The sequence below is a fragment of the Bilophila sp. T19-St14 genome (assembly GCF_059728385.1).
This window is the reverse complement of the sequence record NZ_BAAGFT010000001.1, coordinates 2,963,511-2,986,050: the sequence shown is the minus strand read 5'-3', so window position 1 is coordinate 2,986,050 and position 22,540 is coordinate 2,963,511. Positions and strand designations below refer to the sequence as shown.

The 22,540-nt window shown below is 59.9% G+C and carries 18 protein-coding genes and 1 tRNA gene; 6 read left to right on the top strand and 13 right to left on the bottom strand.

Going from position 1 to position 22,540, the window contains the following annotated elements; all coding sequences use genetic code 11:
• Positions 1–14 precede the first annotated feature (14 nt).
• The 6 genes from gcvPB to AC6I1V_RS12590 all read right to left on the bottom strand — a co-directional run bounded on the left by gcvPB (position 15) and on the right by AC6I1V_RS12590 (position 5,873).
• Positions 15–1,496: an aminomethyl-transferring glycine dehydrogenase subunit GcvPB gene (gene gcvPB, locus AC6I1V_RS12615; protein WP_497737030.1), complete on the bottom strand. Its 1,482-nt coding sequence runs from the start codon at positions 1,494–1,496 to the stop codon at positions 15–17.
• Complete coding sequence (gene gcvPA / locus AC6I1V_RS12610) at positions 1,496–2,818, bottom strand: aminomethyl-transferring glycine dehydrogenase subunit GcvPA (protein ID WP_486853897.1); 1,323 nt, start codon at positions 2,816–2,818, stop codon at positions 1,496–1,498. Before gcvPA ends, gcvPB begins: the two co-directional genes overlap by 1 nt.
• The gene (gcvH, locus tag AC6I1V_RS12605) at positions 2,818–3,195 is read right to left on the bottom strand and encodes a glycine cleavage system protein GcvH (RefSeq protein ID WP_308771308.1); all 378 of its coding nucleotides are present in this window, start codon (positions 3,193–3,195) and stop codon (positions 2,818–2,820) included. The genes gcvPA and gcvH overlap by 1 nt, the downstream gene beginning before the upstream one ends.
• A 338-nt stretch (positions 3,196–3,533) precedes the next feature.
• On the bottom strand, positions 3,534–4,778 hold the full coding sequence (locus AC6I1V_RS12600) for an aminomethyl transferase family protein (RefSeq protein ID WP_486853898.1): 1,245 nt from the start codon (positions 4,776–4,778) through the stop codon (positions 3,534–3,536).
• A 115-nt stretch (positions 4,779–4,893) separates the two neighbouring features.
• Complete coding sequence (locus AC6I1V_RS12595; protein ID WP_302553970.1) at positions 4,894–5,346, bottom strand: Lrp/AsnC family transcriptional regulator; 453 nt, start codon at positions 5,344–5,346, stop codon at positions 4,894–4,896.
• Positions 5,347–5,456: 110 nt separating this feature from the next.
• On the bottom strand, positions 5,457–5,873 hold the full coding sequence (locus AC6I1V_RS12590; protein ID WP_497737029.1) for a hypothetical protein: 417 nt from the start codon (positions 5,871–5,873) through the stop codon (positions 5,457–5,459).
• A 42-nt stretch (positions 5,874–5,915) separates the two neighbouring features.
• On the opposite strand from AC6I1V_RS12590, the gene AC6I1V_RS12585 reads away from it, so the two are divergent.
• A complete protein-coding gene (locus AC6I1V_RS12585; RefSeq protein WP_302553973.1) occupies positions 5,916–7,607 on the top strand; it encodes a cation:proton antiporter in 1,692 nt (563 codons plus the stop codon).
• Positions 7,608–8,033: 426 nt separating this feature from the next.
• On the top strand, positions 8,034–8,918 hold the full coding sequence (locus AC6I1V_RS12580; protein WP_497737028.1) for a DMT family transporter: 885 nt from the start codon (positions 8,034–8,036) through the stop codon (positions 8,916–8,918).
• Between the two features lie 1,117 nt (positions 8,919–10,035).
• On the opposite strand, the gene metG is transcribed toward AC6I1V_RS12580, so the two are convergent.
• Both metG and AC6I1V_RS12570 read right to left on the bottom strand, forming a co-directional pair.
• Complete coding sequence (gene metG, locus AC6I1V_RS12575) at positions 10,036–12,066, bottom strand: methionine--tRNA ligase (RefSeq protein ID WP_486853900.1); 2,031 nt, start codon at positions 12,064–12,066, stop codon at positions 10,036–10,038.
• Between the two features lie 163 nt (positions 12,067–12,229).
• Positions 12,230–13,270, bottom strand: coding sequence for a PSP1 domain-containing protein (locus AC6I1V_RS12570; RefSeq protein ID WP_486853901.1), 1,041 nt, complete (start codon positions 13,268–13,270; stop codon positions 12,230–12,232).
• Positions 13,271–13,439: 169 nt separating this feature from the next.
• On the opposite strand from AC6I1V_RS12570, the gene AC6I1V_RS12565 reads away from it, so the two are divergent.
• On the top strand, positions 13,440–13,997 hold the full coding sequence (locus AC6I1V_RS12565; RefSeq protein ID WP_302554440.1) for an HD domain-containing protein: 558 nt from the start codon (positions 13,440–13,442) through the stop codon (positions 13,995–13,997).
• A 426-nt stretch (positions 13,998–14,423) separates the two neighbouring features.
• Here the strand turns inward: AC6I1V_RS12565 and AC6I1V_RS12560 are convergent, their stop codons facing one another.
• The gene (locus AC6I1V_RS12560) at positions 14,424–15,101 is read right to left on the bottom strand and encodes a CBS and ACT domain-containing protein (RefSeq protein WP_302554439.1); all 678 of its coding nucleotides are present in this window, start codon (positions 15,099–15,101) and stop codon (positions 14,424–14,426) included.
• 155 nt (positions 15,102–15,256) lie between these two features.
• Between AC6I1V_RS12560 and AC6I1V_RS12555 the strand changes: the two genes are divergently transcribed.
• Together AC6I1V_RS12555 and AC6I1V_RS12550 are read left to right on the top strand one after the other, a co-directional pair.
• Complete coding sequence (locus AC6I1V_RS12555; protein ID WP_486853902.1) at positions 15,257–16,225, top strand: hypothetical protein; 969 nt, start codon at positions 15,257–15,259, stop codon at positions 16,223–16,225.
• 843 nt (positions 16,226–17,068) lie between these two features.
• A tRNA-Met gene (locus tag AC6I1V_RS12550) sits at positions 17,069–17,145 on the top strand.
• Between the two features lie 185 nt (positions 17,146–17,330).
• Here AC6I1V_RS12550 and AC6I1V_RS12545 read toward each other — a convergent pair.
• The 4 genes from AC6I1V_RS12545 to hcp form a co-directional block, all read right to left on the bottom strand.
• Entirely contained in the window at positions 17,331–17,816 is a 486-nt protein-coding gene (locus AC6I1V_RS12545; RefSeq protein ID WP_486853903.1) for a hypothetical protein, read from the bottom strand.
• A gap of 685 nt (positions 17,817–18,501) precedes the next feature.
• Complete coding sequence (locus tag AC6I1V_RS12540) at positions 18,502–19,185, bottom strand: Crp/Fnr family transcriptional regulator (protein WP_302554453.1); 684 nt, start codon at positions 19,183–19,185, stop codon at positions 18,502–18,504.
• Positions 19,186–19,213: 28 nt separating this feature from the next.
• On the bottom strand, positions 19,214–19,522 hold the full coding sequence (locus AC6I1V_RS12535) for a hypothetical protein (protein WP_497737027.1): 309 nt from the start codon (positions 19,520–19,522) through the stop codon (positions 19,214–19,216).
• Between the two features lie 156 nt (positions 19,523–19,678).
• Positions 19,679–21,295: a hydroxylamine reductase gene (gene hcp, locus AC6I1V_RS12530; protein WP_486853904.1), complete on the bottom strand. Its 1,617-nt coding sequence runs from the start codon at positions 21,293–21,295 to the stop codon at positions 19,679–19,681.
• A gap of 256 nt (positions 21,296–21,551) precedes the next feature.
• Between hcp and AC6I1V_RS12525 the strand changes: the two genes are divergently transcribed.
• Positions 21,552–22,463, top strand: coding sequence for a PP-loop family protein (locus tag AC6I1V_RS12525; RefSeq protein ID WP_302554451.1), 912 nt, complete (start codon positions 21,552–21,554; stop codon positions 22,461–22,463).
• Positions 22,464–22,540: the final 77 nt, after the last annotated feature.

Sequence of the window (22,540 nt, the reverse complement as noted above, 5' to 3'; positions counted from 1 at the left end):
CGGCTGTTTTTCGTTTACATATCGCCCGTCAGAACGGGCTTGCGGGCTGCGCCGACTTCATCGACGCGACCCACTTTAGTCCGGGTCGGAGAGGCATGCAACAGATCGGCGTCGGTTTCGGCCAGCTGCGCGATGGAACGCATGGCCTCAATGAACGCGTCCAGATCCTCAAGGTTTTCCGACTCGGTGGGCTCGATCATGATCGCGCCGTGCACCACCAGCGGGAAATAGATCGTCGGCGGATGGATGCCGCAGTCGATCAGGCGCTTGGCGATGTCCATCGTGCTGACCCCGAACCCTTCCTGCTTCTTGTCCGTGAACACGCATTCGTGCAGGGACGGCTGCGGGAAAGGCAGATCGTACAGATCCTTGAGGCTGAACTTGATGTAGTTCGCGTTGAGCACGGCCAGCTCACTGGCACGCTTCAGATCCGGGCCGAGGGTCTTCAGGTAGGCCCATGCGCGCAGGACTACGCCGAACTGCCCCCAGAAGGGATGCATACGGCCGATGGACTGCCCGCCTGCATCGACGGAGTTGTCCACCCAGCCGAGCTTGCTGTCGGTTTCGACCAGACGGGGGCCGGGCAGGAACGGCACAAGCGTCTTGCTCACGCAGATCGCGCCGGAGCCGGGGCCGCCGCCGCCGTGCGGGGTGGAGAACGTCTTGTGCAGGTTCATGTGCATGACGTCGATCCCGATATGGCCCATGTGGGCATAGCCCATGATCGCGTTCAGGTTCGCGCCGTCGCCGTAGACGAGGCCGCCGCGGGCGTGCACGAGTTCGGCGATTTCCTTGATGTTGGACTCGAACAGGCCGAGCGTGTTCGGGTTCGTGATCATGATCCCGGCGCAGTCGTCATCCATCAGGGCGGCCACGTCCTCAACGGTCAGGATGCCGTCGGGACCGAGCGGAACCTTTACCGACGAGAAGCCGCACAGGGCGGCACTGGCCGGGTTGGTGCCGTGCGCGGTGTCGGGGATGAGCATCTTGGTGCGCGTGTTGCCCTGAGCCCGGTGCCATGCCTGAATGAGCATGATGCCGGTCAGTTCGCCGTGCGCACCGGCGGAAGGCTGGAGGCTGCAAGCCTCAAGGCCGGTCACGGCGCACAGCATCTGCTCGGTTTCGTACAGCACCCGCAGCGCGCCCTGCGAATATTCGGAGGGGAACAGCGGATGCGCACCGGCAAAACCGGGCAGCGCGGCGATCTTTTCGTTGATCTTGGGGTTGTATTTCATGGTGCAGGAACCGAGCGGATACATGCCCGTGTCCACACCGAAGTTCCACGTGGAAAGGCGCGTGTAGTGGCGCACCACATCCAGTTCGGCAAGGTCGGGCAGATTCAGCTCCGTCCGCACCATACCCTCCGCCTCATAAGGGGCGGCGGGCACGTCCGATTCGGGCAGGCTCACGCCCACGCGTCCGGGGCGGCCTTTTTCCCACAGCAGGGGCTCGTTCAGTACGAGACTCGACACCCCGGGCCAAGACTGATTGCTCATCAGGCGATCTCCTTCAGGATGGCGTCGATGTCGGCGCGGCTCCGGGTTTCCGTAACACAGAAAAGGTAGCTGTCGGCAAGCGGATACCACTTGGACAGCTCCATGCCGAACATGATCTTCTTTTCTTCGAGGAGGCGTTTCCACTTGGCGTCGAAACCGGCGGGAGCGGCCATCACGAACTCATTGAAGGTCTGGCCGGAATACACGGGGCGGAAGCCGAGCTTGACGAGGCCGGCCTTGAGGTACTCGGCCTTGTCCCGGTTGAGCTGGGCCATATGGCGGAGGCCCGTGCCGCCCACGCTCGCAAGGTACATGGCGCAGGTCATGGCGCACAGCCCGGCGTTGGAGCAGATGTTGGACACGGCCTTTTCGCGGCGGATGTGCTGCTCGCGGGTGGACAGGGTGAGCACGAAGGCGCGCTTGCCCTTGTTGTCCACGGTCTGGCCCACGAGACGGCCCGGCAGGTTGCGGACGAACGCCTTGCGGGTTGCCATAAGCCCCAGATAAGGACCGCCGAACGCCTGCGACAGGCCGAAGCTCTGCCCTTCGCCGCACACGATGTCCGCGCCCTGGCTGCCGGGGGTGGCCAGCAGGCCATAGGCCATCGCTTCGGTGAAGCCGGTGATCAGCAGACCCTTGCGGGCGTGGATCCATTCGGCTTGTTCGGCAAGGTGTTCGACCACGCCGAAGACGTTGGGGGACTGCACGATCAGCGCGGCAAGCCCCGTATCGTCCTTGAGGTGCTCAAGGCTGGTGCCGCCCTCTTCGGTCATGGTGAGGTCGCGCACTTCAATGCCGTTGGCGTTGCAGTACGTGTCCAGCACCGCGCGGTAATGCGGATGCAGGGCCAGCGAGACCGCCACGGCGCTGCGCTTGGTCAGGCGGCAGGCCATCAGCGCGCCTTCGGCCAGCGCGGTCGCGCCGTCATACATGGAGGCGTTGGCCACTTCCATGCCGAGCAGACGGGCGATGAGCGTCTGGAATTCAAAGATGCCCTGCAGCGTGCCTTGGCTGATTTCCGGCTGGTACGGCGTGTAGGCGGTGTAAAATTCGGAACGTCCGGCAAGGGCCGGGACAACGGCGGGGATGTAGTGCTGGTAGCTTCCCGCGCCGATCCATGCGGAACCGGCTGCGGGCATGGAAGCCGCCAGCGCTTCGGCCTGCGCCGTCAGTTCCCACTCCGTCATGGCGGTCAGAGGAAGCGCACCCTCGTGGCGGCAGTCCGCCGGGATGGAGGAAAACAGATCCTCCACCCTGTCGGCACCGACGACGCCGAGCATCTGCGCTTCGTCTTCCGCGGTGTGGGGGAAATAACGATGCATTACAGGGTCTCCAGGTGCGCCTTGTATGCCGCGGCATCCAGCAGTTCGCCCACGCCTTCGGCGGCCTCGATTTCGATGATCCAGCCTTCGCCGTAGGGGTCCTGATTCACTTTTTCAGGGGCGTCCGCCAGCGCTTCGTTGACGGCCTTGACGGTGCCCGCGACGGGCATGAGCAGAGGGCTCACGGACTTGGTGGATTCGAGCGTGCCGAATTCCTGGCCTTTCTCAAAGGTGTCGCCCACGGAAGGCAGTTCCACATAGGTGAGGTCGCCGAGGGCGTTCTGGGCGTAATCGCTCACGCCGATCTTCCACGGGGCGGAGGTGCTGATCCATTCGTGATCTTCCGAGTAACGCAGTTCGGCGGGAATGTTGGACATGATCGTGTTCCTCTCGTGCGGTTGATATTTATGGTATGCCTCCGGCGGCAAAGGGCTGCCGCCCCTTGACCCCGCCCGGGGGGAATGATTCCCCCCGGACCCCCTCAAAACCGTCCGTATCCGCTCCGGCCGAAACAACGTTTCAACCGGAGCGGATACGGACGGCCCCGAGCGCGTCAGGAGTTCCCTCTTCGTTTTTCAACAAGGCCCACTCGCCTCCCCCGCCCCCATTACAAACGTCTTGGGAGAGGGAGAGGTGGGGTTTGGGGAGGGGAGGGAGAAGCCCTTCTCCAGAAGGGTTCTCCCTCCCCTCCCCAATCTCAAAACCTTTTCCCTTCCTACAGGCTTCCCAGCTTCTTGCGGGCGGTGCGGGCGGGGCGGATGTCGGTCACGGTCTCGACCTGAATCTTGCGGCGCGGATCGGCGAGCGTAAGCTTGGTGCCGTTCTCCAGCGGACGGTTCACGCGGACAAAGCCGCAGACAAGGCCCTTGGGCGCGAAGCCTTCCGGCTTTTCCGGGCTGGCGACGCTCGTGATCACGCCGTCCACGCGCCCGATGGACACGTCCGCCACGCAGGTGAGCACGTCGCCGATGGCCTCGCCGTCCAGCAGAACCTGCGGATGCGTGTCGTGATCGGGAGACGTCACCTTGCGGGGGTCAAAGCCGCAGTAGGCGTAGGTATATGTGACGCTGCCGGAAGCGAGGGCTTCCTCAAGGGCGGAACGGCCAAAGAAATCCTTCGTCCAGTTGCCGTTTTCGTCCTTGGGCAGGGTAAAGGGCCACGGATTGTTCACAAACGGCCACGGCCCGATGTCCTGCTGCGAAAGCGGAAGCATAGCCCCGGCGCGCACGGAGTCGCGGGCCGCCAAGCCGCAGGGGATGACGCCCTCATCCTTCCCGGCTTCGAGAATCCGGTTCCAAATGTCCACGATCTTGTCGTAGGGAACGAAGATTTCAAAACCCTGCTCACCGGTATATCCCGTACGGGACAGGAAAATCGGCGTCCCGTCGGCAAGGAAGATATCGCTGTCGGCAAGTTCGATGTCGCCCTTGAAGGAAAAATAAGGCAGCTTGTCAAATACGGCGTCGGGATCCTTGAGGAGCTTGGCCATGACGCGGACTGTGGCCGGGCCCTGAAGGTCAAGCTTGCCGTACGTCCCGGCGAGATCGCGGATCGTGACGTCCTTGCCTTCGGAAGCGGCCCACGCACGGAGCGATTCGGCGATGCGTTCGCCCTTGCCCACGTTGAGCACCACAAAGTAGCGGCCTTTGCTCAGGGGGTATATGATGGCGTCATCCACCACGCCGCCGGACGCGTCGAGGAACGCGCCGTAAGCGGCACGCGGGCCGGACAAGGACAAATCCTTGGTAAAGGCCCACTGGAGGGCCTCCAGCGCATCGGGGCCGGAAACCATGAGCCCGGCCATGTGCCCGATGTCGAACAGCCCGGCGTGCTGGATGACGGCGAGATGTTCCTTCACCGCGCCGGTGGGATACCAGAGCGGCATATCCCAGCCGCCGAAATCAACCAGCGTGGCTCCGAGGGCCTCGTGCGTTGCGTGTAATGCCGTTTGATGCAACATGAATGACTCCGTTTGACATTCCCTGTTTGTACGAAATCCCGCGCCGCCTGTGCGACACCAGAAAGCCGACGGGACACCCCCGCCGACTCAAAAAACTCCACAAACCGCCGGGCGCCTACAGAACATAGGGCACTTTCAGGCCGAACCCCTTATAAACGATAAAGGTTTCGATGGAAGAAACCCTGTCGTGACACTTGGAGAACTCGTTGGTGTAGAAATCCAGCAGGCCGAATTCCTCATTGAGCAGCACGGTCAGGATGAGGTCGTGCCGCCCCGTCAGGACGGCCACGGAAACCACGCCCCTCAGATGGGAAAACACTTCGCCCTCGCCCACCAGATCCGGGGAGCGGAGCTTGATCGCCACCAAGGCCAGCGTATGGCCGGGCAGCTTTTCCACATCGACCTGCCCGCAGATGTCCAGTACGCCGTCTTCGATGAGCCGGGCGGCGCGGGTACGGACAGTCACTTCGGAAAGCCCCAGATCCGCGGCGATGTCCCGGAAAGAGGCGCGGCCATTGCGCAGCGCCTTGATAATTGCCAGATTGGTTTCGTCGAGCTTGATTTTCATGACATTCCGATGGTCGGAGACCTGCGAAAGCCGGGATGCGTTCCCAGAACCAGTACGTTTTTTGCAAGAACTTTTCTTTCAAAAAAGGATAGTCCTTTTCATTTTTTTATTCAACAGAAATTCCTCCTTTCTCTTTTGTTAACGATATTTTTCACAGACAGCCGCTCCTTGGGCGCTTTTCTCGAAAAGGCAGGGGAAAAGGCCATAAAACAGACCACATCAATGCCGTTTTTCTCCATAGAAGTATCTTTTTTGCAAAAACGGCATGAGCATCCGACATCAAAATTTTTCCCAAAACCTTTACTCCCATCGGAAAAAAACGCAGGATGCTCCATTACCCACTTTTGCGGCATCTTCCGTATGGGCAGCCGCCCCGCGCCGCAAGCCCTTTTCCGCCCCGGCGCATCATGGAGGGAAGCAAGCGCCTCTTTCAGGCGACGTTGGGAGGTAATCACGAAACGGTCAGGGCTATCCCCTTGATATTCGTTCCCCGTTTCGGCATTCTTGCTCTTTGAAAAAGGATGCAATCATGGATACGTGAACGGACAACCGCACATGCAAAGGATCCTATGCTGCATAACGTCGATCTCATCCTGACGCTTGCCGGTGGCCTGAGCGCAGCCCTCGTGCTCGGATTCATCACCCAAAAACTGCGCATGTCCCCCATTGTGGGTTACCTGTTGGCAGGCATTATTGTAGGCCCCTACTCCCCCGGCTTCGTCGCCGATGCGGACACGGCTTCCCAGTGCGCGGAAATCGGCATCATCCTGCTCATGTTCGGCGTGGGCCTCCACTTCCACCTTAAAGACCTGCTGGCCGTCCAGCGTATCGTCCTGCCCGGCGCGACAGCCCAGATCGGGGCGGCAACCTTGCTCGGCATGGTCGTTTCGCACGGTTTCGGCTGGTCATGGTCAGCCGGGGCTGTTTTCGGCATGGCCATCTCCGTCGCCAGCACGGTCGTCCTGACCCGCGTCCTCTCCGACAACAAGGCGCTGCACACCACGACGGGCCACGTCGCCCTCGGCTGGCTGGTGGTGGAAGACCTCTTCACCATCCTTCTGCTGGTGCTTTTGCCCGCCATCGTGGGCGGCGGCGGACAGTCCGAAAGCGTCTGGCACGTCCTTGCCGTTACGACGCTGAAACTCGGCGCCCTTGTGGTCTTCGCGCTGGTGGTCGGCCAGCGGATCATCCCCAAGCTCCTCGCCTACGTAGCCCGCACCGGAACCCGCGATCTCTTCACCCTCTCCGTCCTTGTCCTGGCCCTCGGCGTGGCTGTGGGCGCGGCCAATTTCTTCGGCGCGTCCATGGCCCTCGGCGCCTTCCTCAGCGGCATGGTCGTCGGCCAGTCCGAATTCAGCTCGCAGGCCGCCGCGGAAGCCCTGCCCATGCGCGACGCCTTCGCCGTCCTCTTCTTCGTTTCCGTGGGGATGCTGTTCAACCCCGCCTCGCTCATCAGCGACTGGCCCCTCATCCTCGCCACGCTTGGGATCGTCCTCATCGGCAAACCGCTGGCCGCCTTCATTGTGGTCAAGCTCTTCGGCAAGCCTTTGCGCATGGCCCTTTCCGTCGCGGTCGCACTGGCGCAGATCGGTGAATTTTCCTTCATCCTCGCCGCGATGGGCGTCAGCTTCGGCGTACTGCCCAAGGAAGCGTCCAGCGCCATCATCGTGACGGCAATCGTTTCCATCACCCTCAACCCCCTGCTCTACCGGCGCATCAACGGGGTGGCCCATTGGCTGGAATCCAAGGGCATCGGGCTCCCCCGGCTCGACGAAAATGAGCTTTCCCACCCTGAAGGCGCGCAGCGCATCATTGTTGTAGGGTACGGCCCCGTAGGGAAGCAGCTCACGGGCATCCTCCGCGACAACAACCTCGACGTGGTGGTCGTGGAAATGAACATTGATACCGTGCGGAGGGTCAGCGCGCTCGGCGAGAAGATCATCTACGGCGACGCCACACAGCGCGAAGTCCTGATCCACGCGGGCGCGGAAGAGGCCGAGGGGCTCATCATTTCCTCGTCGAGCGCACCTGCCGGGGAAATCGTGGAAGTCGCCCGCGCCATCAACCCCAACCTGCGCATCCTCGTCCACACCACCTATCTGCGTGTGGCGGAAAACCTCAAGTCCGAAGGCGTATCAGCCGTCTTCTCCGGCGAACGTGAAGTCGCCGTCGCCATGACCGAGCACCTGATGCGCGACTTCGGAGCCACGGACGAGCAAATCGACCGCGAACGCCGCAAGCTCCGCGAGCGCATGGCCTGATCTGGTTCAGGTTCCTTCAAAGGCCGTTGGTGAAAGCAAGCCCCGCAGGCGCATGGCCTGCTCCGGCGGCGGCACCTCGAATCTGATGCAGAAAGGGCAAGTTCCGCTGGCGCATGGCCTGCCCCCAAGATGTCAACAGCGGAAGAGACGCCTCACGGCAAGATCCGCGGGCGCATGGCCCGCTCCCCTAACCCGCCAAACCACCGTCTCTGTACAAACCGTGGAGGCCATACAAGCCTTCACGGTTTTTTCAGGACAGGGGCGCCACGCCTCACGCTTTCCCTTCCGCCCCTCCCCCCACATCCCCTTATTTTTGCAAAAGTGTCGCATCTGCATCAGATTTGCCGGGCACAACCATCTAAAGTTCTCGGAAACATCATGATGGCCCGCCGTTCCACAACCTGCGGGCGTTTTGGGGAGGGAACCATGACCGTATCCAAGAACGTGCTGATGGCGCTGCTGATCCTGAGCTATGCAACGTGGGGCGGCGGCATGATCGCCATGAAATACGCGTTCGAGTCGTTTACCGCCATGCAGGTGGTTTTCGCCCGCGTAGCGTTCGCCGGGGTCATCTATCTGGCGCTGTACCGCCTGTGGAGCCGTCTCCCCTATCAAAAAGGCGACTGGAAATATCTGGTGGCGATGGTTTTGTTTGAGCCCTGCCTGTTCTTCCTCTGCGAAACCTTTGCCATGACCTACACCACGGCATCGCAGGGCGGCGTCATCGCGGCCTGCTTCCCCCTTTGCACCGCCGTAGCCGCATGGCTGTTCCTCGGCGAAAAGCTGACCAAGAAGACCATCGTCGCCATGCTGCTTGCCGTGGCGGGCGTCGCCGGAGCCTCCCTCGCCGCCGAAAGCTCGGATCAGGCCTCCAATCCCATCCTCGGCAACCTGCTCATGGTTGGGGCCATCCTGTCCGCAACGGGCTATGCCATATGCGTACGCTTTATTTCCCGGCGCTACTCCTTCCTGAGCATTTCAGCCATTCAAGCGCTCGGCGGAACCATCGTATTCCTGCCCTTCGTGTTCATGACGCCCATGCCCGCCGACATCACCGCGCCCGCAGTCGGCGGCCTGCTCTATATGGGGATCGGCGTGGGTTTCCTTGTCTATTTGAGCTTCAACTTCGCACTCAAACACCTTGAAGCGGGCATCGTAGCCCTCTTCGGCAACCTCATCCCCGTATTCACCCTTATCTTCGCCTTTACCATCCTCGGAGAACGCCTCACGCTGGCCCAAGCCCTTGGCGTCGGGCTTACTTTCGTAGGCGTCATCATCGCGGCCTTGCCGGAAAAACAACAGCGGCAGTAAAGCGGGAGAGGGCATCTCCATAATGCCCTCTCCCCTCATCCTCCTACACCGATTCCATATTCTCCCCAAGAGATATGGCGCTTCCCCCTTTCCTGCCCTGTTCCTACTCTTGCTATAATCACACCGCCTATTTTGCCTTCATCCACGGAACATTCCGCGCAGCCTCCCCGCCAGCCCAAAGCCTTCGGAGTGGAATTCTTGGGAGAGGAAAACCGTTCTAGGCCGTGTCGCCATTTTATATGTAGCTATTTGAAACTATTGGAAACAATCCTTTTGCAACCTGAAAAACAGTTAAATGATTTCAATAGATTATATCCAATTGACGACACGACCTAAGGAAAGCGTTCCCTCCCCAATCTTCCTCGCACAATCGTGCCGGACACAAAATGGCTCTGTTATAGTTTGTGGTTGTTCCATCTCCACAGTACGGTGAAAATACAACCTTTTTCTCCGGTTTTCCCCTTGGCGGGATCCTCGGCCAAGGCCTTTTGCCGGTTATCCCTTTGGAACTTCAAGGAAAAAGGCATCAACCATTTTCTATAACACAGCCAAATAAAAAGGCTGTGCCACAGGAAACGATTGATGTTTTGTTTGAAGTTCCAAAGAAATAACCAATACCCTCCAATCATGGAGCCCACCAGCGAAAAAACAGAATAAAAAGTATATATTTTCAGTATATTAATAAAATTAAAGGCTGTGTTCAATTTTACGGTTGATGATTTTTTCAATGAAAATCAATAGATAAAAGCTCGTTCTACGTCTGGTGATGTGGGCCTCTCTCATTTTTTGTTCATTACATGAAATCCAGTTTTGAAGAATTGTTGCGAGACCTCCAAATCATTTCCAAAGAACTCTTCCTTTCCAGTTGGAATACTTGTATCAGCCACAAACTTAAACACAGCCAAATTAAACAACCACATACTCTGACAGAGCCTTCTGGAAAAACAAACTTTGGGAGTCCCCCGGCAAAGCCGGAAGATTATCTGTTGTTGGTTACCGTGCGGCCTCCTGCGGGCCTATCGCGCCGCGCATCAACCGCACGCCTATCGGCGGGATTCAAACAAAAAGGGGAACCTTCCTTCCGAAAGGTTCCCCTTTTTGCATCGATTCTTTTCCCCTACGAAATCCTGCTTCCCGGCGCGACATCCCCGCCGGGGGCGAGGAGGGTCAGCTTGCCGTCAGGGGATTCCGCCGTCAGGATCATGCCCGCGGATACGAGCCCGCGGATCTTGCGCGGCGCGAGGTTGGCGACCACGCACACCTGACGGCCCACGAGGGTTTCCGGCTCAAAGTGCTCGGCAATGCCCGACAGGATCTGACGCGGCTCGGCTTCGCCAAGATCGATCTTGAAGCACAGCAGCTTGTCCGCATTGGGCACCCGGCCCGCTTCGAGGATCGTGCCCACGCGCAGCTCAAGCTTCTGGAAGTCGGCGTATTCGGCCACTCCGGGGGCGGCTGTTTCAGCAGGCGCGGGAGCGGGCGCGGCTTTGGCTTCCTTCCCCTTGGCGGGCTTCTTCTGCTTCGCCTTTTTGTCTTCCTTCATCTCTTCCGGGATTTCCAAGCGCGGGAACAGGTTGGACGCGGACGCGATCACGCTGCCGGTGGCAAGGCATTCCCAAGCGCCCTCTTCATCGTTGACGTTCCCGGCGGGCGCGACGCCGAAACGCTCGGACGCGGGCAGGGGCTGGCCGAGCTGCTCAAGCAGGGCCGCCGCCGTGCCCGGCATGACCGGCCACAGGCAGAGCGCCACCTTGCGCATGCATTCGAGCAGCAGCCGGATGACCGTGCCGAGGCGGGCCGTATCGCCCTGCTTGAAGAGCGTCCACGGGGCTTGGGAATCCACGTACTTGTTGAGGGCGCGCACGAGCTCCCACAGCGCGTCGAGGCCCTGCGAGAAACGGATGTTGCCGAACAACTGCACGTAGTTGCGGCGGGAGTTCTCCGCAAGCTCGACGAGCGCCTTGTCGTCCTCGGTCAGTTCGCCCATCGGCGGAACCTTGCCCTCGAAATACTTGGCGTTCATGGACAGCACGCGGCTGAACAGGTTGCCGAGGTCATTGGCGAGATCGGCATTGAAGCGGGTGATCAGCGCCTCTTCGGAGAAGCTGGCGTCAGAACCGAACTGCATGTCGCGCAGCAGGAAATACCGGAACGCATCCAGCCCGTAATGTTCCGCCATCTTGATGGGCTCGACCACGTTGCCGAGGGACTTGGACATCTTGGTGTCCTTGATGAGCCAATAGCCGTGTACGTTGAGGTGCCTGTACAGCGGCACCCCGGCGGATTTCAGCATGGTGGGCCAGAATACGCCGTGCGGCTTCAGGATATCCTTGGCGACGAGGTGCTCGCCGGGCCAGTACGCGGCATACTTGCCGCCGTCGGGCCAGCCGAGGGCGGAAATATAGTTGAGCAGCGCATCAAACCACACGTAACAGACGTAATCCTTGTCGAACGGCAGCTCAATGCCCCATTCGAGGCGGGATTTCGGGCGCGAAATGCACAGGTCTTCCAGCACGCCGCTTTCGATCATCGACAGCACTTCGTTGCGGTAGCGTTCGGGACGGATGAAGTCGGGGTTTTCGCGGATATGCTCGGCAAGCCAGGGCAGGTACTTGGACATGCGGAAGAAATAGTTCTTCTCCTGAATGAAGTCCGGCTTGGTCAGGTGCTGCGGGCACAGGCCGTTTTCCAGTTCCTTTTCGGTGTAGAAACGCTCGCAGCCCGTGCAGTAATGCCCGCCGTGCTCGCCGAAATAGATGTCGCCGTTGTCGTACACCTTCTGGAGGAACGCCTGCACGCGGGCCTTGTGATCGGCATCCGTCGTGCGGATGAACTGATCGTGCTTGATGCCGAGCTTGGGCCACAGGGCCTGAAACTGGCCGCTGATGCCGTCCACGAATTCCTGCGGGGTCTGCCCGGCGGCTTCGGCGGCCTTGACGATCTTGTCGCCGTGCTCGTCCGTGCCGGTCAGAAACCACGTATCCTCGCCGAGCAGCGTATGGAAACGGCGCAGGCTGTCCGCAACTATGGTCGTATAGGCGTGCCCAAGATGCGGGCGGGCGTTCACGTAATAAATCGGTGTCGTAATGTAAAACGTGGAGGACACGGGAAAGCTCCTTTCATGGTGTTCCGTATATGCCGGCCGCAAACCGTCCCGTCTGCAGCCGTTTCTGACTCATTGCCCCCTCCCCCGCCGGAACGGGCTTCCGCCGCGCGGCCTCCCCTCAGGCCAAACGCCCTCAGGGATGATGGGAGGGGTTCGGGAGAAGCGGGCCCTTTCCCCGGAAAGGCCCCTTTTCGCTCCCCCGTCCCTATCTCTTCCGCTTGCGCTTGCGCTTGGGACGGAGCCCCTCTTCAAGCGTTTCCATATCGCCGTCATTGAGCCCGCCGAGATCGTCAAACTCATCGGGGTCGTCGCCAAACGCCTCGTCGATGGTGTCCGGATCGGCCATGACCACCATCAGCTCGTCATGCGGACGGGGCGCCGAAGGCTTGTTCTCCGGCTTCGCATCAGGCTTTCCTTCCGGGCGCGGCGGCGCGTCGGGACGCCGGGGATCGAGCTCCTGCCACTCGTCGAGCGTCAGCTCAAGCTCCTCGTTCGTATCCGTCAGCAGGGCCACGCTGTTGCGGAACATGTTGGCGCGCAGCACTTTCATGGGGCCCCTGTTGGTCTGGTAGCGTTTTCCGAGGCGCGGGCAACTGCTGTGGAAAATATCATAGTTCTCCTGCTCATAACTGAGGCAGCACAAGAGGCGCCCGCAGATGCCCGAAATCTTGGAGGGGTTCAGGAACAGGTTTTGCTCCTTCGCCATCTTGATGGTCACGGGCACAAACTTGCGCAGGAACCGGCGGCAGCAGCACACCATGCCGCAGCTCCCCACCGCGCCGAGCATCTGCGTCTCGTGCCGGACGCCGATCTGGCGCAGCTCAATGCGGGTGTGGTATTCGCGCACCAGATCCTTTACCAGCTCACGAAAGTCGATCCGGGTTGGGGCGGTAAAATAAAACACCAGCTTGCTGCGATCGAAAAGCACCTCCACATCGACAAGCTTCATGTCGAGCTGGCGTTCCCGGATGCGCGATTCACAGAACTTATACGCGGAGTACGTCAGGGTATCGTTTTCTTCCGCAACGATCTGATCCTCGTCGGTCACCTTGCGCAGGATATCGCGCACACCGTCCGGGGGAAGATCCTCAGGAAGGCGATCCACAATGTTCATGACCGTGGCGATGCCGAGGCCCTGACCGGTTTCCGCAAGTACGCGATCCCCCCTGCCGACAAAGGGATCCTCACAGTAGAAAAAATATATTTGTCCGTAATGACTAAATTTTATACCGATTATGCGCTTCATGTAGGTGCGTTGTCCGCCGCGGGGCGAACCGGGTAAGAAGGATGAAAATAGATCCCTTCCTTTTCCGTCATTCCAGAGGTTGTGTCAATCATCCGACAGCGCTGGATTTTGAAGCCGCGCTGCGGTATGCAACAGGTTCCTTGTCCCCTCACCAACCCACGGAGGCGTCATGATCAACCGCGAACAGGCTTTGGCCCTTTTGAACGAACCCGGCCCCGAAAAACATCTCATCCAGCACGCGCTGGCCTCGGAAGCGGTCATGCGCGCCCTTGCCCGGCATTTAGGCGAGGACGAAGAGGTGTGGGGCCTGACCGGGCTGCTGCACGATCTCGACTATCCCCTTACCCATGATGATCCCGCCAAGCACGGCCTCGTCGGAGCCGAACGCATCGGCGACCGCCTGCCCGAAGAAGCCCTGCACGCCATCCGCGCCCACAACGGCGAAATGACCGGCGTGGCCCCCTCCTCCGCCTTCGACTACGCCCTGCGCTGCGGGGAAACCGTGACCGGGCTTGTGGTCACGGCGGCACTCGTGCGCCCCACGGGCATGGAAGGCATGCAGGCCTCCAGCCTCAAGAAAAAGATGAAAGACAAAGCGTTTGCCGCCAGCGTCAACCGTGACTGCATCCGGCAGTGCTCTGAGCTGGGGCTTGAACTCGGCGACTTCCTCACCCTCGCCATCGGCGCGATGGCGGAAATCGACGAAGAGCTTGGGCTGAGGAAATAGGCCCGGCTTGGGTTCGGCGGCTTCCCCATCCTCGCCATCGGCGCGATGGCGGCAATCGGCGGAAGGCTTGGGCGGAGGAAAGAAAGGCCGCCGGGAAAAGGAAACGGCATCCCCCACCGCCGCGATACGGTGCAGGCTTTGAGCGGTCATACCGCCTCACCGCCGGACGCTCATGCGGCGAGGCCGCCCCATGCCGCTTTGTGTGGGCTAACTATTGAACGTCACTCATTGTGACCTCCTTTTGATTTGTTGCCGCCTGCAGTTGCCAGACCGCAAGCTTTACTGACAAATCAAAAGGAGTTTTTATAACATATGTAAAGCCGTAAGCTTTTCGGAACCTCCCGCATAGCGGGATGTTTCCTTTCCATACAAAAAAGGAGAGGCTTCCGTGAAAGCCTCTCCCTCTTTCTGCCGTAGCCGAAACAATCAGCAATTCTTGTTGCAGTGGAACTCGTCATCCATCCAGTATTCCAACGGCATGGCTTTCTTCATATTTTCGATAAGGGCCTTTTCCTTTTCGGAGTCCATCGCATGGAGACGGATATAGACGTGGCTGCTCCCTTCCTGCGTCTTGCTGCGCGAGGTGAGCACGGAAAGGACGTTGCCTCCGTTCTGGCTGATGGCCTCGAAAATCGGGGTCAGCACGCCGGGCTTGTCGGGAAGCATGAAGGCAAGCTGAAGGCCGCCCTTGCTCGCGCCGCAGAAGTCCACCAGCACCCTGAAGATGTCATGATCGGTGATGATGCCCACAAGCTCCCCGGAGCCGTCGACCACCGGCAGGCCGCCGATCCCCTTGTTTTCCATGATCAGGGCGGCGGCGTCCACGGCGTCGGTGTCGTAGACCGTGACCGGATCGCTGGTCATGATGTCTTTTACCTTCACTTCGGAAAGGAGGTAGTACAGCTCGTGCATATCGAGCGTCGTCGCCTTGGAAGGAGAGGCGGCCCGGATGTCCCTGTCGGAAACGATGCCTGCCACGCGCTTCCCGTCAAGGACGGGAAGACGCCGGATATTATGATCCTTCATCAACTTCGACGCTTTCAGCATGGATGTGTCAGGGGTCACGGTGATGACGTCCTTGGTCATCCACTCACGAATCAGCATGGGAACCTCCTTGCGAGACAATCGGAGAGTTACGAGGGTTAAAGGGGGGCTCTTCGAGCAAGCCTTAATCTACACGAATTCCCGCCTTCACACAATGCCGGGAGACGGAAGAATACGCGCTGGCCTCTCCTTGGAAAGCGTGGTATCCGACCCCCATGATACCTTCCGATCCGATGCCGTTCTGGCTGACGCTGGGCCGCCCGCTCACCCGGCTTTTGTTCGCCATGTGCCTTGGCCTGCTTATCGCCAATATCGTTGAGGCGCTGCGCTGGACGCGGCCCCTCGCCCGCCTTTCCGCGCCGCTGGTGCGGCTCGCCCGGCTGCGCGAAGCCGCCGGTGCGTCCTTCTCCATGGCCTTCTTCTCCCCGGCCGCCGCCAACGCCCTGCTGTCCGAAAGCCACGCCAAGGGTGAAATCAGCCTGTGCGAGCTTGTGCTCGCCAACCTGTTCAACAGCCTGCCCGCCTATATGGTCCACCTGCCGACCATGCTGTTCATGCTCTGGCCCGTGCTCGGCGCCCCCGCCCTCATCTATACGGGGCTGACCCTCGCGGCGGCCGTGCTGCGAACCCTGTTTACGGTGGGCCTTGGGCATTTCCTCCTGCCGCCCCTTCATGGCGAAACCTGCATCGAGTGCCGATTGCCTCAGGAAAAAGTCACTTTCAAAAGCGCCGCGCTCAAGGCGTGGAAACGGTTCCGCCGCCGCCTGCCCAAGCTCGTCATGTTCACCATCCCCGTCTACGTCGCCATGTACCTGATGCAGCACTACGGGCTGTTCCGCACCGCCGAGGCGTGGCTTTCCGAGCATACCCCGTGGATCGGGTTCATCAGGCCGGAGGCGCTCGGCATCGTGCTCCTGAGCCTCGCCGCCGAAATCGGCGCTTCCCTGTCCGCCGCGGGTTCCGCCCTGCATATGGGCGGGCTTACCCCCCCGGAAGTCATCATCGCCCTGCTCGTCGGCAACATCCTCTCCACCCCCATGCGAACCATCCGGCACCAGTTCCCGGCCTACGCCGGATATTACAGCCCCGGCCTGGCCTTCAAGCTCATCTTCTGCAACCAGCTCCTGAGGACTGCCACCATGATCGGCGTGACATGGGCCTATTGGCTGTGCGCCGTCGCCTGAGAAAAGGCGTACCCCAAGCGGAAAACGTTCTCCCTGCCGGAATGCAGCCACATTTGCGGCGGCGGAGGGCCTTGAGGGCGCGTAGGGCCTGTTCACACTATGCCGCATTTTCCCCATGCCAGAAGAGAGTTGAAGGAAAATGCAGCATCGCTCAAAACAGATATAACCATTTGTAAGTTATGTTTATTCTCTGTTTGCGCGAACAGGCCCCAGGCTGCATCATGAAAAACGGTTGATGCCTTATTTCTTGAGGTTCCCAAAAAACGGCGGATAAGATGCCTCCGGCATGGTGCCCGCCAACGAAAAAGCGAGGGGAAAAGCCGCGTATTCACCATACCGTGGAGATGAAGCCTTCGTATCCCGAAGGCTCTGTTCTAGTATGTGGTTGTTTCATCACCACAGTGCGGTGAACAGCCTTTTTATCCGGTTTTCCCCTTGGCGGGAGCCACGGATAAGGCATTTTGTCGGTTATCCCTTTGGAGCTTCAAGGAAAAAAAGCATCAACCATTTTCCATAACACAGCCATCCCGAATAACGGAGCCATGCGCTGGACAACGGGGATTTCGCCCTGATAAAAAGCCGTTTCCCGTCCATTAGCGGGGAGAAGGGCTGAACCAGCCGCTTGCCGTCATCAAGGGCACGGTTTCCCCGCCATCACCGGGGAGGAGGAAGGCCATGCTGCACGGCCCGCATCCGCCCACGGTTCCTAAAACAGTTTTCTTGCCCCAATTTAAGATAGAAAATTCAACAAATTACATTTTTTGCTATTTTCCTGCAAAAAAAGCTTGCCAAGTCCCTCAAACTCGCTTATTAAATGACCTCGCTGCTGCGGCAGCAACCTGTGGCAAGGTAGCTCAGTTGGTCAGAGCATACGGTTCATACCCGTAGTGTCGAGAGTTCAAATCTCCCCCTTGCTACCAGCTAACAATGGCGGTTCCAGATAGCTATCTGGAACCGCTTCGTCGTTTTAGTATCCGGTGTTTCTGCATGAGTGCATGCCGTTCCTTTGCGGGAACGGTATGCGCTTTGCTTTATGGAAGTTGCGGGCCAGCTGCGGACGGCGTCCCCATGCCGTCCGTATGCCGCGGCGACGGAGGAACGCCTTTCAGGGGGTCACACCATGCGGAAGGCGCGAAAAAAAGCTAAGCATACGGTAACGATCCTCGTCCGGAAACACACCCGCGCCGCACCGCTCAAAGACGATCCGGGCCCATGCCCCGCCCGCCTCCACGAAAGAACGCGGATCGGCTTCGTATCGTTTCCGGCCCCGCGCATGAATGTCATAGGCCACCAATTGGCCGTATGTCGGGGCAGCCGCCATAAGGATCTGCCAAAACAACGCATACCCGCCTTCGCGTTCCCGTGCCGCGCCCGCCTCGCCTTCCCCGTAGTGCCCCATATAGGCCACACTCAGGCATTGCCGGAACGCGGCGATCCGTTCAGGAGGCGTGCCATCCGGCAGCAATCGCTGACCGAGGCTCCCGAAGGTTTGGGCGTTGGTTCGTGTCTGTTCCGTAATAGGGACATGAAAGTGCATCAGGCAACATCCCGCCAGCAACCCTGTACCCAGCAAGGTTAAGACGTTTCGCATGGCGCCTCCTTAGGCCGTGTCGCCATGTTACATGCAACCATTTGAAACTATTAAAAACAATCCTTTTTGTAACTTTAAAAATAGTTAAATGATTTGGCTGTGTCATAGAAAACGGTTGATGCCTTATTTCCTTGAAATTCCAAAGAAATAACCAATAAAATCTCCCAATCACAGAGCCCACCAGCGGAAAGATTGGAGAAAAAGCATATATTTTCAATATATTGATAAAATAAAACAACCAGGCTCTATGACAGAACCAATAATTTTAATGATTATATCTCATTGACGATACGACCCAGTATTCCGGGCGATTCCACAGGAATCCCCTCGCTCTTTGCAGTTCCGCCGTGCGGCTTTTCCCTTGTGGGAACGGCTGAATGCCAGTCCCCGCCGCCCCGTCCCCCGCAACGCAATGGGCCTTACCCACGAAGCCATACCAATGTCTAAAACAATCCCCGGCGAAAGGTACGCCTCCAGACCGGGAACAACATGGCCTTCGTTGACCGCCATCCAGCAGTTTCCGTTTCCCCCGCTGGCCTCAGCAATCCAAAGGCCCGTATTGCCGTCCCCGAAATCGAGCCCATCCATTCAAAATGACTGTCGGGATTGAGGTATCTGCATCGGGCCCCATAATCCCCGCCATGCCCCGCAAACCGGAACACCCGGAGCGTATCCGGCATTCCGCCTATCTGTCTCCTTCTGCGGCAGTGGCCTGCAAAGCGGGAACGTCAAGAATGATGATGTCCTTTCCCCTCAGCTCGACCAAGCCCGCCTCGGAGAACCGGGACAACTGGCGGGAAAGCGTTTCACGGGCCAGCCCAAGCAGGTTGGCGAGCACTTCCCGCGAAACGCCGAGCCGGATGCAGTCCCCGCCCCCGATCTGCCTTCTGTGCAGCAAATACGTGGCAAGCCGACAGGCCGCACCGCCCTGCCCCTGCGCCGCCAGCTTGTGCGCGAACATCCGCAGGCGGAGCGACAGCGCCGCGAGCATCCGCAAGGCCATCTCCGGGTTTTCCGTCACCAGCGCAAACAGCGCCTCCGCCGGAAGGAACAGGGTTTCCACGTCGTCCACCGCCACGGCGGACGCCGGGAACGTCCCCTTTTGGAACATCGCGGCCTCGCCGATTGTGTTTCCCCCGCGGACAAGGTGAAGCACCATCTCCCGCCCGTCCGTGGCGAAGCGGACGACCTTCACGACGCCGCGCAGGACGATGTGCATGCCGTCGGCGCGCTCCCCTTCACGGAACAAAGCCGCCCCGCGCGCAAACCTACGCATCCGGCATTCCACGGCGAGACGCTCCCGCTCGTCCGGGGACAACGGCTCAAACAGCGGCAAGCCACCGAGCACTTCCAACCGTTCGTTTGACATGCCAGCTCCTGTTTTACAGTGTATTTCTTTAAAAAATGGCTGTGGTATAGAAAATGGCTGATGCTTTTTTCCTTGAAGCTCCAAAGGGATAACCGGCAAAATGCCTTGGCCGTGGAGCCTGCCAAGGGGAAAACCGGAAAAAAGGCCGTATTTTCACCGCACTGTGGAGATGAAACAACCACATACTATAACAGAACCTAAAAAATACACCGGGGCCGCCGCTGGGCGCAAGCGTTTCCGCACCAAAGGCACCAAATGCAAAAAGGACGGGAGCTTCCGAAAAAGCGCCCGTCCCTTTTACGCTATGGCTGGCAACAAGGGGGGTGGCAAGAAACATTCACATCTTCAACGAAACCTATATTCAACCATATGAGATATAAAATGATCTTTAGAAAGTCACCGAAAAGGCGAATGTCTCGGCGGCAATCCCCTGTGCGGTATCCCTGCGGCATCGCGGGCCGCACGGGAAACGCCGTCCTCCCCCGTATGCCGTTTATCCCAGAAGGGCCTTCAAATCCTCTTCAGGGGTGGAAATGGGCTTGATGCCCCAGTTTTCGACCAACAGATTGAGGATGTCGGGGGATACGAAGGCCGGGAGGCTCGGCCCAAGGTGGATGTTCTTCACGCCGAGGGCGAGCAGGGTAAGCAGGATGGCCACGGCCTTCTGCTCGTACCACGACAGCACCAGCGAGAGCGGCAGATCGTTGACGCCGCACTTGAGCGCGTCGGCCAGCGCCAGCGCCACCTTGACGGCGGAATAGGCGTCGTTGCACTGCCCCACGTCCATAAGGCGCGGGAACGGCCCGATCTTGCCCAGCTCCTTGTCGAAGAAGCGGAACTTGCCGCACGCCAGCGTGAGGATGAGCGTATCCTGCGGGGCCTTCTCCACAAATTCGGTGTAGTAGTTGCGGCCCGGCTTCGCGCCGTCACAGCCGCCCACGAGGAAGATGTGGCGCACGGCCCCGGACTTCACCGCATCAAGCACGGCGGGGGCGGCGTCCAGCAGCGTCTTGCGCCCGAAGCCCACGGTCACTTCCTTGCCCGGCGCGTCTTCCTCGAATCCGGGCAGTTCCAGCGCCTTGAGGATGAGCGGCGCGAAGTCCCGGTTCTTGATATGCACAAGGCCCGGCCAGCCCACGATGCCGGAGGTGAATACCTTCCCGCCGTAATCCTTGGGGTTCTGGATACAGTTGGTGGTGAACAGCACCGCGCCGGGGAAAGCGGGCAGTTCCTTCTGCTGGTTCTGCCACGCCGTGCCGTAATGCCCCACAAAATGCGGGAACGCCTTGAGCGCCGGGTATCCGTGCGCGGGCAGCATTTCGCCGTGGGTATAGATGTTGATGCCAGTACCCTGCGTCTGCTTCAGCAGTTCGTACAGGTCTTCGAGATCATGCCCGGAAACGAGGATGGCCTTGCCCCGGCGGTGCCCAAGGGAAACCTGCGTGGGGACGGGATCGCCGAACGCCTTGGTGTTCCCGGCGTCCAGAAGTTCCATCGCCTTCAGGTTGGCCTTGCCGCAGCGCAGCACCAGATCCAGCCAATCCTCAAGGCTGCGCGCCTTGTCCGGCGTGCCGTCCTTGTCCGGCATCCCGGCGGCGAGCGCCTCATAGATGAAGGCGTTCAGTTCCGGGTCACGCTGGCCGAGAACCGCCGCGTGATCCGCATAGGCGGCTACGCCCTTCAGCCCGTACAGGAGCAGCTGCATGGCGGAACGGACATTCACGTCGTCGCTGAAACGGTCGGTTCCGGCCTGCACCTTTCGGATGCTTTCCCAGTCGGCTTTCACGGCCGCGTCGCTCGTATCCGGCGTACAGCCGAGCTTCGCGGCGAGCGCCTTGCGGCGGCGTATGGCTTCCAGGGCGACTTCTTCAAGGGCCGCGGGATCGAAATTCACATTGGTGAGGGTGGAGAACAGCGCGCGGACGGTAAAATCGTCCGTATCCTGCTCAACCACGCCCTTGGCGCGGGCCTTGAGCGCCGTGCGGGACAGCAGCCGCAGCGCGTAGATCACATGATCCTGAAGATCGGCAACCGGGGCCAGCTTCCCGCAGACGCCCATAACCGTACAGCCCGTGCCCTTCGCCGTCTGTTCACACTGATTGCAAAACATGGAAACCTCCAAAGTTGAGGGGAAACGACATCATCTTGTCAACGGATACTCTTCCCTTTACCCGAAAAAGGCAGTGATCGGGATCACAATCACCCTTCCCGCACAAAGAAATCATGCCGCAGCCGCGTGTTCCGCCCAATCTTCCCGGCTTGACAAGGCTCTTGCACGCCAGCTAGAAAAACCAGTTAACCGGTTTCACGCCGGGCCATCCAATCCGCAGCGCGCAGCCGCGCCCTGCCCCGGAGTTCGCCTCACCATGATATGCAAACGCTGCAAGTCCGCTACGGCCATCATCTCCCTGCCGAGCCACAATACCGGATTCTGTGAAAACTGCTTCCGGGATTTCTTCTCCGCGCAGGTCGCCCGCGGCATCGAAACCGGAAAGCTGTTCACCCACGAGGATCGCATCCTCGTCGCCCTGTCCGGCGGCAAGGATTCCCTCTCCCTCATGCTTGAGCTTTCGCGTCAGGGCTATGACGTTACCGGCCTGCACATCGACCTCGGCATCCCCGGCACGTCCGAAATCGTGCGCGGGGTCATCGAACGCTTCTGCGGCAGGCACGGCTTCAAGCTCATCGTCAAGGAAATGGCCAAGGAAGGGCTTGCCATCCCGCTGGTCAAACAACGCCTCAAGCGCCCCGTCTGTTCCGCCTGCGGCAAGATCAAACGGCACTATTTCAACAAGACGGCGCTTGAGGAAGGCTTCACTGCCCTTGCCACCGGGCACAACCTCGACGACGAAATCGCCCGCCTGTTCAGCAACACCCTCCGCTGGGACGTCGGCTACCTCTCGGATCAGGGCCCGCGCCTCGACGGTGAAGACGGCTTCGCCCGCAAGGTGAAACCCTTCTGGCGGCTGACCGAATTTGAAACCGCGACCTACGCCTTCCTTGAAGAGATCGAGCACCACCATACGCCCTGCCCGTACAGCGCGGGCGCGAGCTTCACCTATTACAAAGGGCTCTGGAACCAGCTTGAGGAAGAGATGCCCGGACGCAAGCTCTCCTTCTACGTGGACTTCCTCAAGCGCGGGCGTTCCGCCTTCGCCGGGCTCGAAAAGGCGGAAGGCGACGCCCTCGCCCCCTGCACCGTCTGCGGCTACCCGACATCCTCCGGGGTGTGCGGCGTCTGCCGCATCCGGGAAGCCATAAAGGAAGGGAAGGAGTAGAGATTGGGAGGGGGAGGGGCCCTTTCTGGAGAAAGGGCCCCTCCCCCTCCCAAACCCTCCCCCTCTCCCCAAAGACT

Coding starts and splice junctions, on each gene's coding strand:
- gcvPB (WP_497737030.1), bottom strand. CDS start 1,496: ATGAGCAATCAGTCTTGGCCCGGGGTGTCGAGTCTCGTACTGAACGAG.
- gcvPA (WP_486853897.1), bottom strand. CDS start 2,818: ATGCATCGTTATTTCCCCCACACCGCGGAAGACGAAGCGCAGATGCTC.
- gcvH (WP_308771308.1), bottom strand. CDS start 3,195: ATGTCCAACATTCCCGCCGAACTGCGTTACTCGGAAGATCACGAATGG.
- AC6I1V_RS12600 (WP_486853898.1), bottom strand. CDS start 4,778: ATGTTGCATCAAACGGCATTACACGCAACGCACGAGGCCCTCGGAGCC.
- AC6I1V_RS12595 (WP_302553970.1), bottom strand. CDS start 5,346: ATGAAAATCAAGCTCGACGAAACCAATCTGGCAATTATCAAGGCGCTG.
- AC6I1V_RS12585 (WP_302553973.1), top strand. CDS start 5,916: ATGCTGCATAACGTCGATCTCATCCTGACGCTTGCCGGTGGCCTGAGC.
- AC6I1V_RS12580 (WP_497737028.1), top strand. CDS start 8,034: ATGACCGTATCCAAGAACGTGCTGATGGCGCTGCTGATCCTGAGCTAT.
- AC6I1V_RS12570 (WP_486853901.1), bottom strand. CDS start 13,270: ATGAAGCGCATAATCGGTATAAAATTTAGTCATTACGGACAAATATAT.
- AC6I1V_RS12565 (WP_302554440.1), top strand. CDS start 13,440: ATGATCAACCGCGAACAGGCTTTGGCCCTTTTGAACGAACCCGGCCCC.
- AC6I1V_RS12560 (WP_302554439.1), bottom strand. CDS start 15,101: ATGCTGATTCGTGAGTGGATGACCAAGGACGTCATCACCGTGACCCCT.
- AC6I1V_RS12555 (WP_486853902.1), top strand. CDS start 15,257: ATGATACCTTCCGATCCGATGCCGTTCTGGCTGACGCTGGGCCGCCCG.
- AC6I1V_RS12545 (WP_486853903.1), bottom strand. CDS start 17,816: ATGCGAAACGTCTTAACCTTGCTGGGTACAGGGTTGCTGGCGGGATGT.
- AC6I1V_RS12540 (WP_302554453.1), bottom strand. CDS start 19,185: ATGTCAAACGAACGGTTGGAAGTGCTCGGTGGCTTGCCGCTGTTTGAG.
- AC6I1V_RS12535 (WP_497737027.1), bottom strand. CDS start 19,522: ATGTTTCTTGCCACCCCCCTTGTTGCCAGCCATAGCGTAAAAGGGACG.
- hcp (WP_486853904.1), bottom strand. CDS start 21,295: ATGTTTTGCAATCAGTGTGAACAGACGGCGAAGGGCACGGGCTGTACG.
- AC6I1V_RS12525 (WP_302554451.1), top strand. CDS start 21,552: ATGATATGCAAACGCTGCAAGTCCGCTACGGCCATCATCTCCCTGCCG.